We start from the raw sequence: 21,500 nt of genomic DNA, 5'->3' as shown, positions 1-21,500 counted from the left end.
TGCAATAGCGACATCTATTATCCTGGCAATTTTGACATTTGGCTGGAACGCTGTCAGCAGTGGTGGATTGGTTAAGGCGCTCGGCGGCCTGACACCCGCAGATGTGCAAGATAGAGTTAGTCCGCCTGGATTGATTTCGTTTTTCGATGCTGAGGCTTGCCCGAGCGGTTGGGAGTCGCTTCCGAAGGCCTCTGGCAGGTATCTTGTAGGTACGTCTGATCCAAACAGGAGAGGTTCGGCAGTAGGTGAGCCACTAAGTCCTGGAGAGAATCGTGCTGCAGGTGCTCATATCCACTCTCACTCAAATGTTGAACATGCGAACAGACAAGGCCGAGTGCAAATGGAATTCCGCAGCCCGGGAGGCGGGCATGTTCCGTCAGGATCAAGCCAGACTAGCAGTGGAGAAAGCAATGGAATATCTTTGGTTGGCGGCACGAATGCGCCTTATCTCCAATACTTGATCTGCAAGAAGACTTAGCCTCCGTCGCTAAGGTGTATATCTCTGAGTAATGGCTCCTTTTAATCTAGCTGATTGGGGCTTTCTCTGCAGCTAAGGAGAGACAATGCCTAGTATTCTGCTCAACTCGCTACACGACGACAGTGAAATCCTACGGCTTGAGGTCGGAGTTCATCGCGTCTTTCAGCAAAGAGTAAAACGGCATTTTCGAAAGGCTCATCCGTTCAATTGAAAGAAGAATGTATCTGGCAGAGCCGATATGAATTGATCGCAGTTTTCAGAACGAGCCTGTCGTCATGGATACGAAACTACGACACCGAGCGTCCTCATCAGACACTTGGCTACCGGGCACCTGTGATACGGTCGGCACAGGCGCGCAACAAACAGAGGGCCACTATACGACACCGTGCAATGCTTTTGGTCAGTCTGCGGTTTTCAGGTCTGAGCCCTAAGATAAGGTGGGGCGCCTTGGAGTTTGATATTCTGTCTCAATCGACGTTCGTCGAGAAAGAAACCTTGCTCCAGCAGTCCCCTACGATCGCAGATCCGAGAGTTGTTGAAGTGAAGGCGGTATTGGAGTCGGTTGGTAAAAGGTTGATATTTGTCGTTACCACAGCGATTCCACTCGCCACCCCGAGAAGATTTTTCAAAGATCTCTGAACAGTGTTCTTTTTCTTGAAATCAGAATCTTCTTGCTCAAGCAGCTCCAGAAGTTTCTCAACATAAGACCTGGTATCATTGATGCTGTCTCGCAAAGGCTTGTATCCTCCAACGAGAGAGTCGAAATTCGAGCCCTTGCGAGCGTCGCGAAGACTTCTAGTAATCTTCTTTCTTGAGTCTTCACCAAGCTTAGCTGCTACCAGCTCCCGGTTTTCGATCGTCAGGAAGCTGTCTTGAAATTTTCGGAGATTTGTGACGATTTCTGTCACTTTTGATTCGTCAGCCGCTTCGGTGTTGACGGAATCACCCTTTTCAAGTAGCGCTTGATCTTCGCTCAGCTCGTCCAATCCATCGTGAAGTGCTTCTAGTGCCTTCACTAACTCTTTCCGGCGGAGCCGGCGGTTCTTGCCAGAAAGGCGCACTAACTCATTGATCGCTAGGCCAAGCTTGTCCATTTCTCTCTCAGTTTGTCGTTTTGCTGCTTGCGCGCAATTAGTACCTGAACTTCTAGTCGTAGCTTCTGCAAAGTCTAGAAGGCAACCGTATAATATACCTACTTTGGAAGTCTACCGCAAGACTCTAGATTTAGGCCTCGATTTACTGGTCGGGCTAAATTACCAGTGCAATTGGAGCCTGCGGTCTCCTACAACGGCCTTCTCGCGTAAGAAAATGTTTGCCCTGTCGGCCCACCCACAGGCTTTGACACCACCCACAACGCCAATTCCGCCACTTCATTCGGGTGTTTGACCCGCTCCCACTTCGGCAAGCCTGCCGGGAGTTCGTTTTGGTATTGTGCGAGCAGCTGCTCGGGCGTGCTGCGGTTGGCCGGGTCTTCGCGGCTGAAGGTCGCGGTGGCGGTCGGCCCGGGCACGAGGTTGTTGACGTCGATGTTGCGCGGCCAAAGTTCGTTGGCGAGGCACTCGGTCAGCATGTGCATGCCCGCCTTCGAGACGTGGTAGCTGGCCGAGTTGACCCCGGGCGTCAGCGCCTTGCCGGTCGAGAAGTTGAGGATCTTGCCACCGTCGGCGATGTGGTCGAGCAGGTAGCGCGTCATCATGTACGGGCCGCGCACGTTGACCTCCACCGTCTTCCACCAGAGCGTCGGGTCGCTCTCGGCGACCGTGCCCCGCTCGAGGTAGGCGCCGGCGTTGTTGACGAGGATGTGCACCGTGCCGAAGGTGTCGGTCACCGTGCGGCAAAAGGCCTCGGTGCTCTCCGGATCGGCGAGGTCCGCCGACCCGATCAGGCACCGGCGGCCCGCCGCTTCAACGAGGGTCTGCGTGTCCTCGAGATCGCCGAGGGTGCGCGCGCAGATCGCGATATCCGCACCCGCTTCCGCGAAGCGTTTGGCAATGGCCTGGCCGATGCCTCTTCCTGCGCCTGTGATCACCGCGACCTGGCCGCTGAGGGGTTCGTGTGTGGTCATGGTTTGTATCCAGTGGCAATGGCGTTAGTCGAAGGACTGGAGGCTCACACGGTCCGGCACTGCCTCGTCCGTGATGCGCACATCGACCACGGCGGGCAAGGTGCTGGCGCGGGCTTCGGCGAAGGCGGCGTCGAGCTCGCCGCTCGTGTCCACCCGGATGCCGAGGCAACCGAAGCTGGTGGCGATGTCGGCGTAGTTGTGCTCGGAGAAGTCGGTCGAGATGTAGCGACTGTCGAAGAAGAGCCGCTGGTTGTCCTTGATGAACTGCATGTTGGCGTTGTTCATCACCACGATGGTCAGCCGCGCACCGCAGCGCTTGGCCGTCTCGAGCTCCTGGATCACCATCGCGAAACCGCCGTCGCCGGTCAGGCAGACGACGTGCTGCTCCGGCGTGACCAGTGCGCGCGCAATTGCCGCTGGCGTGCCGTAGCCCATCACGCCAAAGCCGCGCGGCCCGAGGTAACAGCGCCCGGCGCTGTGCACGTCGAAGTACTGACTGCCCCAGATCTGGTTGAAGCCCGAATCGCATACGAGCACGTCGTCGGGTGCCATCGCGGTGCGCAGCGCGCGGATGACCTGAAGCGGGTGCACCGGGCTTGTGTTTTTCTCTGAAGCAACGGGGGATTCGGTGCCGTGCTCGGCGCGCCAGTTGGCGGTGAGGCGTTGCACGCTGTCGCGCCGGTCCGGGTGGGGCGTTGCCCGCGGGTTGCCGTCCAGCCTGTCGAGCAGGGCGCGCAGCGTGGCCTTGGGGTCGCCCGCCAGCGCACGCTCGACAGGGTAGGTCCGGCCTATTTGCGTTGGCTCGATGTCGATCTGGATGAGCCGGGTGCCGGGCGCCGGAATCCGCCACGCGGCGGTGCCGACGTTGTTGAAACGCGTGCCGAGGGCGAGGCCGAGGTCCGCTTGCAGCACCACGGCGTTGGCGCTCGACCGCCCGAGCAGGCCGTAGGGGCCCAGCGCGAGCGGGTGGTTTTCGGGCAGCGCACCCTTGCCCATGAAGCTCGTCGCGACGGGCAGGTCGAGCCGTTCTGCCAGGGCTTGCAGTTCCGGCATCGCCCCTGATGCGATCACACCGCCACCGGCGAGGACGACCGGGCGCTCGGCATCGAGCAGCATAGCGATGGCGGTGTCGATCTCGTCGACCGGCGGGGTCGGGCGGTTGGCCGGGAAGCGGGCGTAGCGCGTGTCGACCTGCAGGTCCGCTTCGCTGAAGGTGTGCGTCGCCCGCAAGGTGGTCATCGGGAAACTGAGCAACACCGGGCCAGGGCGGCCGGTGGTCGCGATTTGGAAGGCGCGCCGGACGAACTCCGGGATGCGCTCGACGTGGTCGACTGAAAACACCGCCTTGGTGATCGGCTTGAACAGGCTGATCTGGTCGATTTCCTGGAAACTCTCGCGGCCGCGCCAGTCGGCGCGTACGTCGGAGACGACCGCGATCACCGGGATGCCGGAGAGGTAGGACTCGGACAGGCCGGAGATCAGGTTGGTCGCGCCCGGGCCGACGGTGGCGTCGCACACGCCGACGCCGTGGGTTGCGCGAGCGTGCGAGTCGGCCATTTTGGCTGCGGCCTGCTCGTGGCGGACGAGCACGTGGCGGATGTCGTTGCGGCGGTAGATGGCATCGTGGATGTGCGTCTGCTCGCCGGGCAGGCCGTAGAGCGTGTCCACCTCGAACCGGCGGAGCATCTCGACGATGACTTCGCCGCCGTGGAGGGTGCGGGGCGTGTCAGTGGGCATTGGGAGTCGCGTTTGGCGCATCTGCGTGGTTCATTCGCCGTGTCTCGCTTTGCGAGGACACGGCTCCCACAGGGGGTGCTGCGCTGGATAGGGCGCTGTGGGAGCGACTGCACGGCGAAGCCGTCAGCCGCGATAGCGGTCTCGACGCGTTGGAGGTTGTTGAGGTTGGTGCTGGCTCACGCTGGGGGTTTGTTATCGCTGCACCGCGCATTCGCCGTGTCTCGCTTTGCGAGGACACGGCTCCCATGGGGTTTGGTGTATTGGACAGTGTGCTGTGGGAGCGACTGCACGGCGGAGCCGTCAGCCGCGATTGCGTGCCCGACGCGGTGTTGACGCGCATAACACCCACCGTGCGCTGGGTCACGGCACTTCGATCGCGTTGGGCAGCAGCACGTCTTCGAGGTGCTGCTTGGCTTCGGCGTGCGTGACCCAGTCGGGCGGCGGGAAGTCCGCAGCCATGTCCCAGTCGTCGCCGGTGGCGGCCATGTGCGCGTCGAGCTGGCGGTCGAAGTCGTCCATCAGCGCCACGTGCGCCGGGTCGGCGACCAGGTTGTGTTGTTCGTCTCGGTCGGTGCGCTGGTCGAACAGCAGGATACGTTCATCCTTGTGGCGCATGTAGAGCCAGTCTTTGGTGCGGATGCCGCGCTCGGCGAAGGGCGCGAACTCGTGCGGGTTGCCGCCGGTCTGGGTGAACACCTGATACCAGATCGCGTCGCGCGCCTCGCTCGTCGCACCGTCGAGCACGGGCAGGTAGCTGCGGCCGTCGATGCCGTCCGGGATGTCGGCGCCGACAATGTCCAGGATGGTTGGCATCATGTCGGGGCCGACGTCGACCATCGCGCCGGTCTGCTGCACCTGGAAACGCGCGGGGTAGCGGACGATCAGCGGCACGTGCATGGCGACACGGTGGGCGTTGTTCTTGATGCCACAGTAGTGGCCGTGTTGGCCGCACATGTCACCGTGGTCGCTGAAGAAAAACACCACGGTGTCGTCTGCGACGCCCTGTTGATCCAGCGTGTTCAGGATGCGCCCGAGGTTCCAATCGATGTTGTGGATCATGCCGTAGTACTCGGCAATGAACTGCCGGATATCGGCCTCGGTTTCGGACTCGCCCTTGGGGATGGTGTCGTAGCGTGCGTGGCTGGTGTGGCCCGAGCGCGGGTCGCCGCCGCACCATTCGGTGTTGCGCTTGTGCTGAAAGGCGACCTGCCGGTCGGGGTCGGGCACGCCGGGCGGCAGCGGCACCTCATCGGGGTCGTAGACGCGCCGCAGGTAGTCCGGCATGTCCATCGGAAAATGCGGGGGGCCGTAGCTGACATACCCGATCCAGGGCTTGCCGTCTTCGGCCTGGCTCGCGTCGGTGATGAAGTCGATCAGCTGGTCGGTCTGGTAGTCGGGCTCGTAGCGCGTCGAGTGGTAGGCCTGGCCGGCGTCGTCGTAGTAGATCGACGAGAGGTACTCGTGTCCGCGGTTGAAGCCGATGAAATGCTCCCAACCGAAGCGGCGTTCGGGTGGCACGAAGCCGGGCTTCGGGCCGCCTTCGAGGTGCCACTTGCCGATGTAACCGGTGCGGTAGCCGGCCTGCTGCATCAGCTCGGCCAGGAAGGTCTGCCCGGCACGCAACGGGAAGTGGTTCTGGATCATCCCGTGCCCCTGCGCGTACTTGCCGGTGAGCACCGAGGCACGGAACGGGCAGCACAGCGGGTAGGAGGTGTAGGCCTCGGTGAACTGCACGCCCTCGGCCGCGAGCCGGTCGATCTGCGGTGTCTTGATCACCGGGTTGCCCGCGCAGCCCATCGCGTCGTAACGCATCTGGTCGGTGTAGACGAGCAGGATGTTAGGACGCTTGGCCACCGGACGGTTTCCCCTTGAGGCGGTTGGAGATCGGTCCCCACAGCAGGGTCAACGCGAGGGCTGCGTAGATGCCGAGACCGATCGGCGTGTTGAAGAACTCCGCGACGCTGCCGTCGGCGAGCGTGATCGACTGCCGGAGCGAGTTCTCGAGAATCGGGCCGAGCACGAAGCCGATGCAGAGCGGTGCAATGGAGTAGCCGAGCTTGCGCACGACGTAGCCGAGGATGCCGCCGCCGAGCAACACGCCGACGTTGAACAGGCTGTTGGAGACCGCGTAGATGCCGGTGAAGCTCAGCAACAACACGGTCGGCATGATCACCGTCATCGGCACCATGATGAGCTTGGCGGCGAAGCGGATGGCCACCATGCCGATGAACAGCAACAGGATGTTGATCGCAAACAGCCCGAGAAAGAGCGAGTACATGATGTCCGGCCGCTCGTCGAAGAGCGTCGGGCCGGGTGCGAGTCCCTGGATCAGGAACGCGCCGAGCAGCACCGCCGCGGCCGGGCTGCCGGGCACGCCGAGTGTCAGTGTCGGGATAAGCGCGCCACCCACCGTGGCGTTGTTGGCCGTCTCCGGCGCGACGATGCCCTCGGGGATGCCGGTGCCGAATCTCTCCGGGTGTTTGGAGCGGCGCTTTTCTTCGGAGTACGCGAAAAAGGCCCCAACCGCTGCGCCCTCGCCCGGGATGATGCCGATCACCGTGCCCACCAACGACGAGCGTGTGATGTTGCCCTTGAGTTTGGCGAGCGTCTTGAGCCCCGGGATGGTGACGGTCAGGCTCGCGACGTCGAATTCGACGCGCTTGAGCGCGCGCTCGGCGCCAATCAACACCTCGGAAACCGCAAACACCCCGACCAGAAACGGCACCAACGGGATGCCCTCGTAGAGGTGGTAGGTGCCGAAGGTGTAGCGCTCGGCGCCGTTCAGCTCATCGAGCCCCCAGGTCGTGAGAAAAATGCCGAGCCCACCGACCAGCAGGCCCTTTGCAAGGCTGGCGCCGGCTACCCGGACCACGACCACGAGGCCGAACACGCTGATGGCGAGGAACTCCCGTGGCCCGAACTTGATCGCGACCGTCGCGAGTACCGGCGCGATGAAGGTGAGGCAAACGACGCTCACCAGGCCACCGATGATGCTGCCGGTGAGCGAGAGGCCAAGCGCTTCGCCCCCGCGCCCCTGCTTGTACATCGCGTGGCCGTCCATGACGGTGGCGATGGCGGCGCCGGTGCCGGGAATGCCCACCGCGATCGCCGAGATCGACCCGCCGTAGATCGCGGCGTTGTAGATCGCGAGCAGCAGGATCAGTGACGGCACCGGGTCCATGTAGAAGGTGAAAGGCAGCGCCAGCGCGATGGCGATAGGCGGCCCGAGACCGGGCAGAATGCCGATGACGAGGCCGAGCAGGATGCCGGCGACCAGCATCAGCATCGTGAACGGGTCGACGAGGTTGGCAAAGGCGATGCCGACGGCCGCGCTGTCAAACATCAGAACTGCGTCCCGAGCAGTTGCGTGAAAACGAGGTAAATGCCGCCCGCGAGCACAGCGTTGGTCACGTAGATGACTGGGTTGCGCACGTCCATCGCGATGCCCATGAGGACCCCGGCGACGGCGGCCATGGGCAGATACCCGACCTCGCGCCAGAGCACGTAACACACCACCGTGGCCGCGAGCGCGAGCAGGCCGCGACGCGCGTGGCCACCGGACTCGAACACGGTCGCGTCAGCCGCTTCGTCGGCCGAGGCCCGGCCGTGGCGGGTGTACACAACCAGCACGATCACGGCACACACCGCCGTGAACGCGAGCAGGAGTTGCGGGAAGAACTTCGACGGCAGACCGGAGCTTGCCAGCAGGCCGGTTGCGACAAAGCCTTCTGCCACCCACGCGAAGTACGCGCAGCCGAACAGCACCGCAATGGCAAAGACGATGTTGGCCACGCGCTGGGTCAGCACCTGTGTGTCTCCTGGTGTTGCACGGAGGGGGGGCAGGCGCCGCGCGCTGGCGGCGCCCACCTTGGCCCGTTTATTTTGCAAGCAGGCCGAGTCCGTCGAGAATCGGCGAGTACAGGTCGATACCCGATTGCAGCAGGTCACCGACCGCTTCCGTGCCGTGCACGAAGCGGTAGTCGATGCCCGGCGGCAGGGTGGCCTGGAAGGCCTCGGTGCCAAGCACAGCCGTCGCGTCGATCAGCTTGTCGACAATCTCTTGCGGGGTGCCCGCCTTGACGGCCAGGCCACCGTGCACCCACACGCCCGCGGCTTTGCCTGGCACCGCTTCACCGATGGTGCGCACACCCGGCAGGTGCTGCTCGAAGAAGGGCTGGCGGTTGTTGTCGAGGATGATCAACGGTTTGATCTGGTCCTTGAACGCGTTGATGGTCGCGATCTGGCCCACCGCCACGTCCACCTGGCCACCGATCAGGCCGGTGATGGATGCCGGCACGGTCTTGAGTGCGATGGTCTTGAATTCGAGGCCGAACTCGGAGGCCATCTGCACCGCGCTTAGGTTGGGCGGCGCACCGAGGTTGTTCACGCCCATGGTGAGTTTTTCGGCCTTGGCAGCCTCGAGGAACTCCTCGAAGGTGTTGATCGGGCTGTCGGCGCGCACGTACAGCGCGTTGGACGCCGTCTGGCCCGCGTAGAACGGGATGAAGTCCTCGGACGGGCTGTAGGGCACCTTGCGCGTCAGCGGCACCACCATGAAGCTCGGCGGCGACCACTGGAAGAGGGTGTAGCCGTCGGCCGGCGCCTCGACCACGCTCATCGTGGCGTGGATGTGCGCGCCACCCGGCTTGTTAACGACGTTGATCGGCACGCCGAGCTCGGCGCTGACGGCCTCCGCCGTGATGCGGGCGACCACGTCCGCGTTGCCGCCTGCGGCAAACGAGACGACCAGGGTGATGGGTTTTTCGGGGTACGCGGCGAGCGCTGTGCCGGCTGTCAGACCGAGTGCTGCGAGGCCGGCGGCGGCCAGTTTCAGTAGTCGCATGAGCGAGTTCCTCCTTTTGGGGTGTCTGTTCGTTATTGATCTAGACCTTCGTACCTTTGCCTTGTGGGCCTCAAATGTCAAGCCGTCCCCGTCGGGAGCCGGCTAGACCGGGGTGTCGGTCGTGAAGTTGATTTCGAGTTCGAGCAGATCACCCGGGTAGAACAGCTTGGCGGAGTAGATGAGCTGAACGTCGGCGTCGAAGAACTCGCGAAGCACCTTGAACACCGCCGAGTTCACCTTGATGCCGAGCGCCTTGGCGAGCTCGAAATCGGCGTAGGCGATGGTGACCTTCTGACTCGCCTGGTCGACGGCGATGCCGAGGTCGCGCAACACCGCGACGACAATCTCCTGGGTGAAGCGCTCAGGCGCGCGCTCGTATACCGCGTCGTCGAGGCGGATGTCCACCTGGCAGAAGGGTTTGCCCGCGCGGGTGTGGATGCGCCGCATGCAGCGGAAATACCGGCCTTCCACGGACTTTTCGATGGTGGCGTTGCCCTGGCGCACCGAGACCTCGAGCTGGTCGACCATCGCGTGGATCTCGGACAGCTCGGCCTTCATCTGGAGCGACACGCGGTCGGGCAGGCGCACGTTGCGCACGAAAGTGCCCCGGCCGGAGTGTTTCTCGATGAGCCCCTCTTCCTCGAGGGTGTTCATCGCCTGGACCACGGTCATGCGCGCCACGCCGAGGGTGGCGGTGAGCTCGCGCAGGGCCGGCAGGCGCGAGCCTGGACCGAGTTCTCCGGAGAGGATCTGGTGGCGCAGCACCTCGGCCACTTCCGCGTGGAGGGGGACCGCCTGCCGTTTCATCGACTGCAGATTCATGTTGACACGCGCCTCCACAACTAAGGTATAACAGTCTAGAACTTTACACCGCGCCTCGTTGGCTGGAGCAAGTGAAACACAATCTCGCTGAGCTGGAAAGCATGGCCACGCGGCTGCGCTTGCACGTGGTCGACATGGTGGCGCCCTCGGGCCAGGGCTACGTGCAGCAGGGACTCGGCGCGGCGGACCTCTTCACTTCGCTGTACTTCGCCGAGGCCCGGCTCGACCCGGACAACCCGAGCTGGCCGGATCGTGACCGCGTGTACCTCACCACGGCGCACAACACCGCCATTTTTTACGCGGCGCTCGCCGAGCGCGGCTTCTTCGACGTCAGTGCGCTCGGCAGCTACGTCACCGACGGCTCGCCGCTCGAAATCAACTCCTCCGAACGCATGGGCGCGTTCGTCGAGGCCACCTGCGGATCGCTTGGCCAGGGCCTGTCCGTCGCCATCGGCGCGGCCCTCAGCGCAAAGCGCCAGGGCCGGTCGAGCCGCTTCTACGTGATCATCGGCGACGGCGAGATGCAGGAGGGGCAGGTCTGGGAGGCGGCGATGTTCGCCGGCGCCAAGGGCCTCGACAATCTCTGCCTGATCGTCGACTACAACTTCGTTCAGTCAGAGGGGCCGATGGACCGCGTGATGTCGCTCGAGCCGCTGATGGACAAAATGTCGAGCTTCGGCTTCGCCTGCCAGGAGGTCGACGGCAACGACATCGGTGCGCTGCTCAACGCTTACGACACCGCGCGTGCCACCCGCGGCAAACCGACCTTCATCAAGGCCAACACGGTCATGGGCAAGGGCGTTGCCTCACTCGAAGGCCTGATGTTTCACCAGTTGCGTTTTCCGCCTGAGGTCGCGGCCTCGGCGCGCGCCGAACTCGAGGCACAGTTGGCATGAGCGCGCCGCTGGCGGTGATCACGGGTGCCTCCGGGGGCATCGGCGCTGCACTCGCGACGCGCTTGGTGGCCGACGGCTGGCGATTGCACCTGGTCGACGTCGACGCCGAACGGCTCGAAGTGGTGCGCCAGTCGCTAGTCGGCGCGGTCAGCTCGGCGGTCAGCGCGCTCGAGACCCCGGCGGCCTGCGCGGCGGCATTGCCGTCGGGCGGAGAGGGCATCGACGCCCTGGTGCACCTCGCCGGCATCTTCGTCAAACACCCGCTCGGGCCTGAAAGCCGTGCAGTGTACGACGACACCCTCCAACACAACGCGACCAACGCCTTCGACCTCGCCGGTGCCGTGGTGCCACGCTTGCGCGACGGCGGTGCGGTGGTGTTTGCCTCCTCGCTCGGCTTCAACCGCGGCGCGGTCGACCACCCGGCCTACGCCATGGCGAAAGGGGCCGTCGTCGGGTTGGTGCGAGCGTTGTCCCGGCAGGTCGGGTCGCGCGGCATCCGCGTCAACGGCGTTGCCCCGGGCATCATCGAAACGCGCATGACCGACGAGCTGATCGAGATGCGCGGGCGCGAGGCGATTCTGCAGACCATCCCGCTTGGCCGCCTCGGGCAGGCGGATGATGTGGCTGGCGTGATCGCGTTTCTGCTCTCCGACGACGCGGCGTACATCACCGGCCAGGTGATCAACGTGGACGGGGGTATCACCAATGGCTAGTCACGCCAGCATCGCTCACACAACTCAAGGCCAGAGTGCACGCAACCGTGTCTGACGTCCTCACCCAACTCGAAGCCGCGGATTTCATCAACCGCTCGTTCAAACCGTTGCCGCGCAGCTACGGCGACGCGCTGATGGAGGCGGCACTCGCCGACGAGCGCATCGTCGCCCTCTGTGCGGACCTCGTGCCGCCCACCGAGACCGACCGTTTCCGCGACGAGTTGCCCGAGCGTTTTCACAACGTCGGCATCGCCGAAGCCAACATGATCGGCATGGCCGGCGGCATGGCACGCTCGGGCGAGATCCCGTTCTGCCATTCCTTCTGCGCGTTCATCACCAAGCGCGTGCTCGACCAGATCACCATGCAGGCGGCCTACCCCAACCTGCCGGTGAAGATCGTCGGCTTCCTGCCTGGGGTTGCCACCCTGCTCGGCGTGTCGCACCAGGCCATCGAAGACGTGGCCATCCTCCGCGCGGTGCCGAACATGGCGATCTTCGAGCCGTCTGGCCCCGAGTACCATGCCGCGATGGTCAAGCTCGCGCTGGAGTGGGACGGCCCCGTCTACCTGCGGATGAAACGGCCCGAGACCACACCGGCCCCGTTCGAACCGCTGTCGCTCGAGATCGGCAAAGGCGTTGTGCGCCGCGACGGCTCGGACTGCACGATCATCTCGGCCGGGCTCTGCGTTGCCGAGGCGCTCTCCGCCGCCGACACGCTCGCTGCCGAGGGCATTGATGCCTGCGTGGTCGACATGGCCTCGTTGAAGCCGATCGACGCCGACCTCATCCGCAAGCGCGCTGAAACGACAGGCGCCATCGTCACTGCAGAGAACCACAATGTCATCGGCGGCCTCGGTTCGGCGGTTGCCGAGGTGTTGGCCGAGTCCGGCATCGGCGTGCCGTTCAAGCGCGTGGGGGTGCAAGACCGGTTTTGCCAGGGTGGCACCACGCCGTATCTCATGAACACATTCGGGCTCGACGCCGTCGCCATTGCCGACGCCGTGCGGGCCCTCTGTCACAACAAGGGGTGACCATGTCCTACCGCTTTGAATTCGGCTCGGGCACTGACGCCTACGAGACCGTCAACCCGGCCAACCCGTCCGAGACCATCGGTCGCTACGCGATCGTGTCGCCGGATGCGCTCGGCAAGATCATCGCGCAAGCCAACGCCGCGCAGGCCGAGTGGGCGCGGGTGCCGGGCCTCGAGCGCTCGCAGCGACTCAACGCCTTCATCGACGCCGTCGAAGCGCGCGCGGACGAGCTCGGCACGGCCGGCACGCTCGAGCAGGGCAAGCTCTTCAGGGAGTCGAAGGGCGAGACCCTGAAGTCCTGCGCCGAGGGGCGCTTCTCGGTCGGCGAGGCCGCACGCATGGGCGCGATGGCCATCGCTTCGGGCCGGGCGGGCTTTTCCAACCAGATCCTGCGCCGGCCGCGTGGCGTGATCTTCTGCATCAGCCCGTGGAATTTCCCGATCTCGACGCCGATGCGGAAGATCTGCCCGGCGCTCGCCTTCGGCAACGCCGTGGTGATGAAGCCCTCGCAGTTCACGCCGGGCGCCAACTTCCTGCTCGCCGACATCGCCAAGGCATTTTTCCCGGCCAACCTCGTCCAGGTGGCAATGGTGTCGGGTCGCACCGCAAGCGAAGCAATCGCGGGCGGTGCGGTGCACGGCGTGAGCTTCACCGGCTCGGTGCCGACGGGCAAGCTCGTCTACGCCGCGGCGGCCGCGAACCTCATCCCGGCGCAGCTCGAACTCGGTGGCAAGAACGGCGCGATTCTCAACGACACCGACGACCTTGACGGCGCGATCACGCAGATCATGGGCGCGGCCTTCATGACCTCGGGGCAGCGCTGCACCGCGATCAGCCGCGTGATCGTGCACAAGGACCTCGCAGCCGAGACCAAGCGGCTGCTCGCCGAGAAAGCCAACGCGATGACCCTGGGGCCGGGCTTGTCCGAAGACAGTGACATTGGTCCGCTGTGTAACCTGCCGCACTGGCGGGACGTCTGTGACGTGACAGCAAAGGCCATCGCTGAAGGCGCCACACCGCTCGCGGGTGGGTCGGCACCGGGTAACCCGGAAGACGGTTACTACTACCGCCCGACCATCCTCGGCGATGTCACACACCAGTCGATCGCGGGGCAGGATGAGATCTTCGGCCCGGTGCTCTCGGTGCTCGAGTACGAGCACTTCGACGACGCCATGCGCATGCTGAACGGCACGGCCTTCGGCCTGACGTCGGCGCTCTTCTCGAACCGCAACGACCTGATCCAGCGCTTTCTGGCCGAGAGCCAGAACGGCATGATCCACGTCAACCACGGGACCGTGCCCGACAACAACATGCCCTTTGGCGGTATCAAGCACTCGGGCGTTGGGGCCTATTCGGTTGGGCCGACGGCGGTCAACTTCTACACCTCCGAACACGCGGCCTACGTGGCCTGGTAGCGTGCGCTTCACCTCCGCCATCACCCTCGACCGCGTCGACGTGTACCCGATACGCGCGCGCGGTGGCGTGTCGCCGAAGATGGCGCTCGGCACCATGCCGTCGCGACCGGCCCTGCTGGTGCGGCTCGAGGACACCAGCGGCTGCTTCGGCTGGGGTGAGGTGTGGGCGAACTTTCCGCCGCGCGCCAACCAGCACAAGGCGCACCTCATAGAAGACGTGGTCGCCGCCAAACTCTCGGGCCTGCGGTTCAGTGACCCGCGCGAAGTCACCGAGGCGCTGCGGCACCAGCTCGACGTGTTCTTCCTGCACGTCGGGCAAACGCAGGTGTTCGAGCACATCCTCGCCGGCCTCGACACCGCGCTCTGGGACCTGGCGCTGCGCTACGCCGGCGTGTCCTTCGCCGAGTTCCAGGGGCTCGACACGCCGTCGGCGCAGTCCTACGCCACCTCGATCAACGCCGAGGACCTCGAGCGCCTGATCCCGCACCATGCTGAGCTCGGCCAGACCTTTTTCAAGCTGAAAGTCGGTTTCGCCGAACACGGCAACCGCGACATCCTCGAGCAGGCCGCGCGCCTCTGCCCCAACAACGCACGCATCATGGTCGACAGCAACCAGAGCTGGTCGCTCGACCACGCCAAGGCCGCCCTCGGCGCCATCGAAGACCTCTCTCCCTACTTTGCTGAAGAAGCGTTGCGCGCCGACGCGCCGCCGGCCGATTGGGCGGCGCTGGCCTCGGCCACCTCGATCCCGCTCGCGGGTGGCGAGAACCTCTATGGCATCGACAGCTTCCTCGCGATGACGCGTTGCGGTCTGCGCGTGCTGCAACCCGACGTCGCCAAGTGGGGTGGGGTGTCCGGTGCGCTGGACCTCGCCGACGCCGCGCCCGACGGCGTGGTGGTCTGGCCGCACTTCATGGGCACCGCGGTCGGGCAACTCGCGGCACTTTCGGTGACAGCGGCCATCGGCGACGCGTCGTCCTGCGAGGTCGACGTCAACGCCAACGCGCTGCGCACCGCGTTGTGCGGCGACGCGGTGTCGATCGAGGCGGGCCGTGTGGCTCTGCCGACTGCGCCCGGCTTGGTGGTGCCACCCGACCCCGCGAGCCTCGAGGGCTTTGCCGATGTCTGCGACTGACGCGGGCACAGCGCAAGCCTGGCTCGAGCGGTTCGCGCACGCGTGTGCGGCCGGTGACGGCGAGGCCGTCGCGCGGTTGTTCACCGACGGCGGTTTCTGGCGCGACTACCTGCCGTTCGGCTGGACGCTGCAAACGCGCGAGGGCCGCGACGCCATTGCGGCCTTTGCCGAGGCCACGGGCGCGCAGGCGGGTTTTCGTGACCCGGTGTTCGAAGGGGAAGCGAACGACGCGGAAGGCTTCTTCCGTTTTCGGACGTACGCGGGAGCCGGGCGCGGCCACCTGCGGCTCGACGGCGGTGGCTGCCACACGTTGTTCACCATGCTCGACGAGCTGGACGGCGACGCACCACCGCCCGAGTCGGAGGCGCCATTCGTGTTGGTGGTCGGCGGCGGGCAGGGCGGCCTCGCGCTCGGCGCGCAACTCGGCGACCTCGGCGTGCCCTACCTCATCGTCGACAAGCACCCGCGCGTCGGCGACCAATGGCGCTCGCGCTACGACAGCCTCGTGCTGCACGACCCGGTGTGGTACGACCACCTGCCGTTCAAACCGTTTCCGTCGGACTGGCCGGTGTTCACGCCCAAGGACCAGATGGGCGATTGGCTCGAGGCCTACGCTGACGAGCTTGGCATCGCCATCTGGGCCGAGACCGAGCTGCTCGGCGCGCGCTTCGACGCAGCCACCGAACGCTGGCAGGCCGAGGTCCGTCGCGGCGACGAGACACTGACACTGCAACCCACGCACCTGGTGATGGCGCTCGGCTTGTCGGGCTTTCCGCGGGTGCCGGACTTCCCCGGGCGCGACCGCTTCGAAGGCCCGCAGATGCACTCGAGCGCGTACACCGGTGGCAGCGACTACGCTGGCAAGCAGGTGGTCGTGGTCGGCGCAAACAACTCGGCGCACGACATCGCCACCGACCTCGAGGCGAATGGCGCCTCGCCGACGATGATCCAGCGCTCGTCCACGTTGGTAGTGCGTCAGTCGGACTACTGCGACAAGGTGCTTGGGCCGCTCTACTCGGCCGAGGCGGTCGCGCGCGGCATCACCACCGACAAGGCCGACATCCTGCAGGCCTCGATGCCGTTGCGGCTGCTCGAGCCGCGCCACCGGGCCATCTGGGACGGCATCCGCGGCGAACAGCAGGGCTACTACCAACGGCTGACCGACGCGGGCTTTTGCCTCGACTTCGCGGAAGACGGAACCGGGCTTGGCATGAAGTACCGGCGCACCGCGTCGGGCTACTACATCGACGTCGGCGGCGCCGAGCGGGTGATGGACGGCCGCATTCGGGTGCGATCGGGTGCGGGAGTGGTGCAATTGCACCACGACGCGTTCGAGCTCGATTCCGGCGAGATGCTGCCCGCCGACGCCATCGTCTACGCGACCGGCTACGGCGGCATGACGGACTGGGTGGCGGCGCTGATCGACGCCGACACCGCCGAGCGCGTCGGCCCGTGCTGGGGCTACGGCTCCGGCACCAAGGGCGACCCGGGCCCGTGGGTGGGCGAGCTGCGCAACATGTGGGTGCCGACCGCGCAGGACGGCCTCTGGTTCACTGGCGGCAACCTGTCCCAGGCCCGCTACTTCTCGCGTCTGTTGGCACTGCAATTGGCCCGGCGGTACCGCGAGCGCGGCTAGCGCGTGCCGATTTTCTTGGCGGCGTCCCGGTTAGGGCGCGTTGGGCTTTGTCATATTCGCGCTCTACACTGCCTGCAGTGAAAACCCAAGGCAGTGCGATGCGCATTCGAACAGCAGAGCAGGGCGACTACGCGGCGGTGACGGCACTGCTGCAGGTGTTGAACCCGGTCGACCCGCCGAGCAGCGCGGCCGTGGAACGGGCCTACACGCGCATCCTCGATACCGACGGCTTGCACCTGCTGGTGGCCGACGACGACGGCGACATCCTCGGTACCTGTTACCTCAACGTGCTGCCGAACCTCACCCGCAGCGCACGCCCCTACGCCGTGATCGAAAACGTCGTGACGTCGGCCGCGCACCGAAACCGGGGTGTGGGGCAAGCGCTGATTGCAGATGCCGTGCAACGCGCTGCCGCGGACAACTGCTACAAGGTGATGCTCCTGTCCGGCCGCAGTGACCCGGCTGTCCACGCCTTCTACCGGCGCTGCGGGTTCGACCCGAACGAGAAACAGGCTTATGTGCAACGACTGCCCTGACACCCCGACCGGAGGGCCCCACCCATGAAACCTGCGTTCACGCCCGGCAAGAACATCGCCGTAAAAGTGCCGACGCACGAGTTCGAGCAGACCGTGCATTTCTACGGCACGGTACTCGGGCTGGCGTCGATCGAGGCGCGCTCGCCGGACACCTTCGACTCGGTGGCGTTTGCCTTCGGCGACAAGAACCTCTGGGTGGACCGGATCGCGGGCATCAGCCACGCCGAGGTCTGGCTCGAAATCGAGACCGACGACGTCGCTGACGCCAAGGCCTACCTCGTGGCCGAGGGCTGCACGCTGCGCGACGAGATCGAACCGCTGCCGGCGGACTTCAACGGCTTCTGGGTCAGCAGCCCGTCGAACACGATCCACCTGATCACGTCCTGAGCTCGTACCCACTGGCGCTTGTTTTGCAGCGTGGGTGTCTGTGTTGAACCACCGTGCGAAGCGCACAAGGACGCCGTGTGTCTCACCCGCTTTCGATTCTGTTGCGCCGTGTCGTCGCGTCGTTGTTTATTCTGTGTGCCGCCGCTGTGCAAACCGCGTTTGCTGTCGAGGTGCACGAGCGCGTGCCCTACGGCCCCGAAGCGCGCCAGTGGCTGAACCTCTACCTGACGCCAAACGCGACAGACCGGCCGGTGTTCCTCTACGCGCACCCCAACGGCAGCACCGCCAAGCTGCCGCGGCGGGTGGTGACGCCGCTCGTTGAGGCCGGTGTCTCGATCGTGAGCTGGGAGTCGGTCGAAAAGCTCAGCAACCCACGGCAGGCCCAGACGGTCGAGGCGGACGCCGAGCGCATGTTTGCCTGGCTCAAGGCCAACGCCGACCGCTACGGACTCGACATGAGCCGCGTCGTGGTCGGCGGCGGCTCGCGCGGCACCGTGGCGAGCTGGGCACTGGCCCACAGCGGCGACCCGGCCATCAAGGGGCTGTACATGATGCAGGCGCTGCCGCGCCGCGCCTGGCAGTTCCCGGACGTGTTCGACCCGCTCGACTACGTCATCGCCGAATCACCGCCGCTCTACCTCGTCTACCTGATGCCGCCCGGCAAAGACAGCCACGACGCCGCCCTCGGCCAGCGCGTGGTCGAGCGCTACCGCGAACTCGGCATCGGCGACACCGCCACGCTCGTCCACAGCCTCAGGCAAACCCAAAACTCCGACCGCTACCAATTCCTGCCCGCCTTCTTCCACCGCGTGACCCAAGACTGAGGCTTACTACGGAGTCAGGCCAACACCGTGGGAGCTTCACCGCCCTGCTGTGGGAGCTTCGCCGTCCCAAAGGGACGCGGAGCGAATGCGACGCCCAAAGGCACATCGGATCAACCCGGCCCCACAACACCACCAACGCAACTAACTGTCCCCAAGACTCAAAAGCGACAGTGGGAGCACGGCCTCTCTGCCGTGGGAGCGCGGTCGTCCCAACGGGACGCCGGGCGAATGCGATCTATCAGCCAACCCACATGCTTGACCAGGCCAAGACTCCTCCATCCCCGTGCGCCACCCCGCCACAGCGATTAAGATACCGACAAACCCCGCCGCCCCGGAACGCCCCGCATGGACGAGCCAGCCACCCCGTTTGACCCGTCGCAGTTCAACGACCCGCTCGCCGAGCAGGTCGCGTGGGGCCCGCTCGAGGAGGGCGGGGCGCCGTTCCGCACGCACTACTACAAGGCTGTCAACAGCAACCGCATCGAATTTCGGGCGACGGGCCGCTCCAACCTCTTCGCCGGGCTGTTCGTGATACTCGGTGTTTTCGTCGGCCTGATGTACCTGAGCGCCGTGCTTGCACCCGGCATCGTCTCGGCCGACCTCGGGCAGAACATGGTCGGCCTGATCAGCCTCGTCTTTTTCGGCGCCGCGCTCGGCATGCTCTACATCGACCACGAGCCGATCGTGTTCGACAAGGAACGCGGCTGGTACTGGAAAGGGCGCCGCGGCCCACACCGCGTCGCGAGCCTCGACGAACTCGAGAGCTGCGCCGAACTCGCCGAGGTGCACGCGCTGCAACTCGTCGCCGAAACCCTGCAGCGTCGCCGTCGCTGGTTCCTGAGTTTCGAACTCAACCTCGTACTGAAATCTGGCGAGCGCGTCAACGTCGTCGATCATGGCGACCTCGACACCCTGCGCTACGACACCAAACGCCTCGCCGACTTCCTCGGCGTGCCCGTCTGGGACGTCGTCTAGCCGCCACCAACCCGGTGGGAGCTGCATCCTCGAGGGGCTTGAACCGCACAGCTAGATGCGGCGAATAACGAGGCCTCGCTGTACCCACAACCGCTCCGCGACCCACGCCAACGTACTCAGAGACGCCATGCACGCAAAGCACCTCGTCCTCCGCGTCTTCGACGTGCGCGCCAAACCCGGCTGTGCCGACACCCTCGCGGCCAAACTCGCGGACACGTCCATCGACGTCGTCAAAGGCCAGCCTGGCAACGCCGGTTACCTGTTCGGAAAGCTGGAGTCGGCCGACGGCAACGACCTGGTGTTCATTTCGGTGTGGGACAGCCTCGACGCCGTGAAGCGGCGCTTCGGCGAGGACTGGCAAGTGTCGTTCCTGCCGGAAGGGTACGAGGCGATGATCGAGACGTGCTCGATCAAGCACTACACCGTGTCGGGTGAACTCGTCTTCTGAGCCGAGCGGGCCATCGGCTGCGGCGCACGCCAGACAGCGTCTTGGGTCATGCCGACGACCACGTGCGACAGGCTTACCACCGGCGCACCGTCGAGGTGCGGGGCAAAGTCGCGCATCGTTTGCGTGAACGCCGCACTGGCGCTGAAACGCAAGTACGACGCCGGGTTTGACCAGAAGGCCAATACCGTCACCGCGTTACTTTCGATATCGCAGGTCATCACCGCTTCAAGCCAGTCGGGTTCGCTGGCAACGAGCGGGGGATTGGTTTTGGCGAACAAGTCGGCAACGGCTTCGAGGTGGCCCGGTTTGACCGCCACTGTCGTCTTGATCACAGCACGTGCATGTTCATTCATCGGGCATTTCCTGCCGTGGCGCAAAACCCGCGCCTTCACGCACTATAGAAGCGCAAGTCGTGCCACGTCCTGCCGCACACGGCAAATAGCGTCATTCGAGCGCAGTGCGAAGTTGGTGTACGATTGAATTGCAGTCTGAATTGACCAGTTTGCCGAAACGCACGCGCACCCGGTGTCACAGGGCTGTATTGTTGCTGTGCGAGTGATTGACCCCGCCAGGTGGCTATTCCCGAAGGCGAAGATTGTGGCTCACTGTGTGCACAGACACGAATACCCCTGTTCGGATTCCTACACCCGTCATGCCGTTCTTGTTTGACCTTGCCAAAGCCTGCGGATCGTGTCTCGCGGTGTATTACCTCATGAAACTGGCCGAAGGCACCGGTGGCCTCGGCATGGTGCTTGGCTTCGTGTGCCTGATGTTCGGCTCGGTCCTGGTGTTCATGGCGCCGTACATGAACCTGATCCTGTCAGCGACGCGCCGCGGCGCAATAGAACGGCCAAGCACCGCCCCGGGCGCGGTCTGGCGCTTCCTCGGTGGGCTGCTCCTGGCCATCGGCTCCGTCACCGTCGCCGCACGCTGGCTGATGTAACAGGAATCCCGCGCACTCCATCGGAGCGGCGCCGCGCGCCGCGAAAGTGATGCCGACCAGATCGTTCAGCAAACCGCCAACAGGAAAGGCATCACCACCGCGGCCAAGCTACCACCGCATTCGTCGCCTCTCGCTGCGCGAGGAGTCGACTCCCACAGGGCAGTGCGCCTGCCCACAAACCGAGTGCACACCTCAATCGGAGCCCCACAACCCCGTGGGAGCGGCGCCGCGCGCCGCGAAAGCGATGTCGATCAGATCGCGCAGCTAGGCGCCAACGGGAGAGGCAGCACCACCGCGGCCAAACCCACACCGCATTCGTCGCCTCTCGCTACGCGAGGAGTCGACTCCCACAGGGCAATGCGCCTGCTCACAAACCGAGTGCACACCTCAATCGGAGCCCCACAACCCCGTGGGAGCGGCGCCGCGCGCCGCGAAAGCGATGCCGATCAGATCGACAATCTAACCCTCAACGCCACAGTCAGCGAATAAGGCATCACCACCGCGGCCAAACCCACACCGCATTCGTCGCCTCTCGCTACGCGAGGAGTCGACTCCCACAGGGCAGTGCGCCTGCCCACAAACCGAGTGCACACCTCAATCGGAGCCCCACAACCCC

The 21,500-nt window shown here is 64.9% G+C and carries 22 protein-coding genes; 13 read left to right on the top strand and 9 right to left on the bottom strand.

What is annotated here, in order from left to right:
- Positions 1-272 precede the first annotated feature (272 nt).
- Positions 273-461 carry a hypothetical protein gene (locus AAGA11_18815; protein ID MEM9604923.1) on the top strand — a complete coding sequence of 63 codons (189 nt, stop codon included), beginning with the start codon at positions 273-275 and terminating at the stop codon, positions 459-461.
- Positions 462-945: 484 nt separating this feature from the next.
- Here the strand turns inward: AAGA11_18815 and AAGA11_18810 are convergent, their stop codons facing one another.
- From AAGA11_18810 to AAGA11_18775, 8 genes are all read right to left on the bottom strand, one after another.
- Entirely contained in the window at positions 946-1,572 is a 627-nt protein-coding gene (locus AAGA11_18810) for a hypothetical protein (GenBank protein ID MEM9604922.1), read from the bottom strand.
- 188 nt (positions 1,573-1,760) lie between these two features.
- Positions 1,761-2,543 (bottom strand): SDR family oxidoreductase, encoded by a 783-nt coding sequence (locus AAGA11_18805; GenBank protein ID MEM9604921.1) that lies wholly within the window; start codon positions 2,541-2,543, stop codon positions 1,761-1,763.
- Between the two features lie 24 nt (positions 2,544-2,567).
- Positions 2,568-4,280 carry a thiamine pyrophosphate-binding protein gene (locus tag AAGA11_18800; protein ID MEM9604920.1) on the bottom strand — a complete coding sequence of 571 codons (1,713 nt, stop codon included), beginning with the start codon at positions 4,278-4,280 and terminating at the stop codon, positions 2,568-2,570.
- Positions 4,281-4,640: 360 nt separating this feature from the next.
- A complete protein-coding gene (locus AAGA11_18795) occupies positions 4,641-6,134 on the bottom strand; it encodes a sulfatase (protein ID MEM9604919.1) in 1,494 nt (497 codons plus the stop codon).
- Positions 6,118-7,623 carry a tripartite tricarboxylate transporter permease gene (locus tag AAGA11_18790; GenBank protein MEM9604918.1) on the bottom strand — a complete coding sequence of 502 codons (1,506 nt, stop codon included), beginning with the start codon at positions 7,621-7,623 and terminating at the stop codon, positions 6,118-6,120. The genes AAGA11_18795 and AAGA11_18790 overlap by 17 nt, the downstream gene beginning before the upstream one ends.
- Entirely contained in the window at positions 7,623-8,087 is a 465-nt protein-coding gene (locus tag AAGA11_18785; GenBank protein MEM9604917.1) for a tripartite tricarboxylate transporter TctB family protein, read from the bottom strand. Before AAGA11_18785 ends, AAGA11_18790 begins: the two co-directional genes overlap by 1 nt.
- A gap of 70 nt (positions 8,088-8,157) precedes the next feature.
- Positions 8,158-9,123, bottom strand: a complete 966-nt coding sequence (locus AAGA11_18780) for a tripartite tricarboxylate transporter substrate binding protein (protein MEM9604916.1) — start codon at positions 9,121-9,123, stop codon at positions 8,158-8,160.
- 102 nt (positions 9,124-9,225) lie between these two features.
- Positions 9,226-9,945: a GntR family transcriptional regulator gene (locus AAGA11_18775; protein ID MEM9604915.1), complete on the bottom strand. Its 720-nt coding sequence runs from the start codon at positions 9,943-9,945 to the stop codon at positions 9,226-9,228.
- A 101-nt stretch (positions 9,946-10,046) separates the two neighbouring features.
- Here AAGA11_18775 and AAGA11_18770 point away from each other — a divergent pair, with 101 nt between their 5' ends.
- The 11 genes from AAGA11_18770 to AAGA11_18720 all read left to right on the top strand — a co-directional run bounded on the left by AAGA11_18770 (position 10,047) and on the right by AAGA11_18720 (position 19,941).
- A complete protein-coding gene (locus AAGA11_18770; protein ID MEM9604914.1) occupies positions 10,047-10,841 on the top strand; it encodes a transketolase in 795 nt (264 codons plus the stop codon).
- Positions 10,838-11,554, top strand: coding sequence for an SDR family oxidoreductase (locus tag AAGA11_18765; protein ID MEM9604913.1), 717 nt, complete (start codon positions 10,838-10,840; stop codon positions 11,552-11,554). Before AAGA11_18770 ends, AAGA11_18765 begins: the two co-directional genes overlap by 4 nt.
- 47 nt (positions 11,555-11,601) lie before the next feature.
- Positions 11,602-12,585, top strand: coding sequence for a transketolase C-terminal domain-containing protein (locus AAGA11_18760; GenBank protein MEM9604912.1), 984 nt, complete (start codon positions 11,602-11,604; stop codon positions 12,583-12,585).
- A gap of 2 nt (positions 12,586-12,587) precedes the next feature.
- Positions 12,588-14,000: an aldehyde dehydrogenase family protein gene (locus tag AAGA11_18755; GenBank protein MEM9604911.1), complete on the top strand. Its 1,413-nt coding sequence runs from the start codon at positions 12,588-12,590 to the stop codon at positions 13,998-14,000.
- 1 nt (position 14,001) lies between these two features.
- On the top strand, positions 14,002-15,135 hold the full coding sequence (locus AAGA11_18750) for a mandelate racemase/muconate lactonizing enzyme family protein (GenBank protein ID MEM9604910.1): 1,134 nt from the start codon (positions 14,002-14,004) through the stop codon (positions 15,133-15,135).
- Positions 15,122-16,771: an NAD(P)/FAD-dependent oxidoreductase gene (locus AAGA11_18745; protein ID MEM9604909.1), complete on the top strand. Its 1,650-nt coding sequence runs from the start codon at positions 15,122-15,124 to the stop codon at positions 16,769-16,771. The genes AAGA11_18750 and AAGA11_18745 overlap by 14 nt, the downstream gene beginning before the upstream one ends.
- Before the next feature lie 98 nt (positions 16,772-16,869).
- Positions 16,870-17,307: a GNAT family N-acetyltransferase gene (locus AAGA11_18740; protein MEM9604908.1), complete on the top strand. Its 438-nt coding sequence runs from the start codon at positions 16,870-16,872 to the stop codon at positions 17,305-17,307.
- Positions 17,308-17,331: 24 nt separating this feature from the next.
- Entirely contained in the window at positions 17,332-17,694 is a 363-nt protein-coding gene (locus AAGA11_18735; GenBank protein MEM9604907.1) for a hypothetical protein, read from the top strand.
- Between the two features lie 77 nt (positions 17,695-17,771).
- A complete protein-coding gene (locus tag AAGA11_18730; GenBank protein MEM9604906.1) occupies positions 17,772-18,518 on the top strand; it encodes a hypothetical protein in 747 nt (248 codons plus the stop codon).
- Positions 18,519-18,863: 345 nt separating this feature from the next.
- Positions 18,864-19,493 carry a hypothetical protein gene (locus AAGA11_18725; protein MEM9604905.1) on the top strand — a complete coding sequence of 210 codons (630 nt, stop codon included), beginning with the start codon at positions 18,864-18,866 and terminating at the stop codon, positions 19,491-19,493.
- 127 nt (positions 19,494-19,620) lie between these two features.
- Complete coding sequence (locus AAGA11_18720) at positions 19,621-19,941, top strand: antibiotic biosynthesis monooxygenase (GenBank protein ID MEM9604904.1); 321 nt, start codon at positions 19,621-19,623, stop codon at positions 19,939-19,941.
- Here AAGA11_18720 and AAGA11_18715 read toward each other — a convergent pair.
- Positions 19,911-20,294 (bottom strand): antibiotic biosynthesis monooxygenase, encoded by a 384-nt coding sequence (locus AAGA11_18715; protein MEM9604903.1) that lies wholly within the window; start codon positions 20,292-20,294, stop codon positions 19,911-19,913. The two genes, AAGA11_18720 and AAGA11_18715, sit on opposite strands and share 31 nt — an antisense overlap.
- A gap of 299 nt (positions 20,295-20,593) precedes the next feature.
- On the opposite strand from AAGA11_18715, the gene AAGA11_18710 reads away from it, so the two are divergent.
- Entirely contained in the window at positions 20,594-20,884 is a 291-nt protein-coding gene (locus AAGA11_18710; GenBank protein ID MEM9604902.1) for a hypothetical protein, read from the top strand.
- The last annotated feature ends 616 nt before the right edge of the window (positions 20,885-21,500 follow it).

This window comes from Pseudomonadota bacterium (assembly GCA_039196715.1).
Lineage (GTDB): Bacteria > Pseudomonadota > Gammaproteobacteria > CALCKW01 > CALCKW01 > CALCKW01.
This window is presented reverse-complemented; position numbering and strand designations above follow the sequence as displayed.

Bases quoted from the DNA above. Each gene is read 5' to 3' on its own strand.
- AAGA11_18720 (MEM9604904.1), top strand. From the start codon at position 19,621: ATGCACGCAAAGCACCTCGTCCTCCGCGTCTTCGACGTGCGCGCCAAA.
- AAGA11_18790 (MEM9604918.1), bottom strand. From the start codon at position 7,623: ATGTTTGACAGCGCGGCCGTCGGCATCGCCTTTGCCAACCTCGTCGAC.
- AAGA11_18745 (MEM9604909.1), top strand. From the start codon at position 15,122: ATGTCTGCGACTGACGCGGGCACAGCGCAAGCCTGGCTCGAGCGGTTC.
- AAGA11_18765 (MEM9604913.1), top strand. From the start codon at position 10,838: ATGAGCGCGCCGCTGGCGGTGATCACGGGTGCCTCCGGGGGCATCGGC.
- AAGA11_18780 (MEM9604916.1), bottom strand. From the start codon at position 9,123: ATGCGACTACTGAAACTGGCCGCCGCCGGCCTCGCAGCACTCGGTCTG.
- AAGA11_18805 (MEM9604921.1), bottom strand. From the start codon at position 2,543: ATGACCACACACGAACCCCTCAGCGGCCAGGTCGCGGTGATCACAGGC.
- AAGA11_18735 (MEM9604907.1), top strand. From the start codon at position 17,332: ATGAAACCTGCGTTCACGCCCGGCAAGAACATCGCCGTAAAAGTGCCG.
- AAGA11_18715 (MEM9604903.1), bottom strand. From the start codon at position 20,294: ATGAATGAACATGCACGTGCTGTGATCAAGACGACAGTGGCGGTCAAA.
- AAGA11_18755 (MEM9604911.1), top strand. From the start codon at position 12,588: ATGTCCTACCGCTTTGAATTCGGCTCGGGCACTGACGCCTACGAGACC.
- AAGA11_18740 (MEM9604908.1), top strand. From the start codon at position 16,870: ATGCGCATTCGAACAGCAGAGCAGGGCGACTACGCGGCGGTGACGGCA.
- AAGA11_18770 (MEM9604914.1), top strand. From the start codon at position 10,047: ATGGCCACGCGGCTGCGCTTGCACGTGGTCGACATGGTGGCGCCCTCG.
- AAGA11_18710 (MEM9604902.1), top strand. From the start codon at position 20,594: ATGCCGTTCTTGTTTGACCTTGCCAAAGCCTGCGGATCGTGTCTCGCG.
- AAGA11_18810 (MEM9604922.1), bottom strand. From the start codon at position 1,572: ATGGACAAGCTTGGCCTAGCGATCAATGAGTTAGTGCGCCTTTCTGGC.
- AAGA11_18725 (MEM9604905.1), top strand. From the start codon at position 18,864: ATGGACGAGCCAGCCACCCCGTTTGACCCGTCGCAGTTCAACGACCCG.
- AAGA11_18775 (MEM9604915.1), bottom strand. From the start codon at position 9,945: ATGAATCTGCAGTCGATGAAACGGCAGGCGGTCCCCCTCCACGCGGAA.
- AAGA11_18800 (MEM9604920.1), bottom strand. From the start codon at position 4,280: ATGCCCACTGACACGCCCCGCACCCTCCACGGCGGCGAAGTCATCGTC.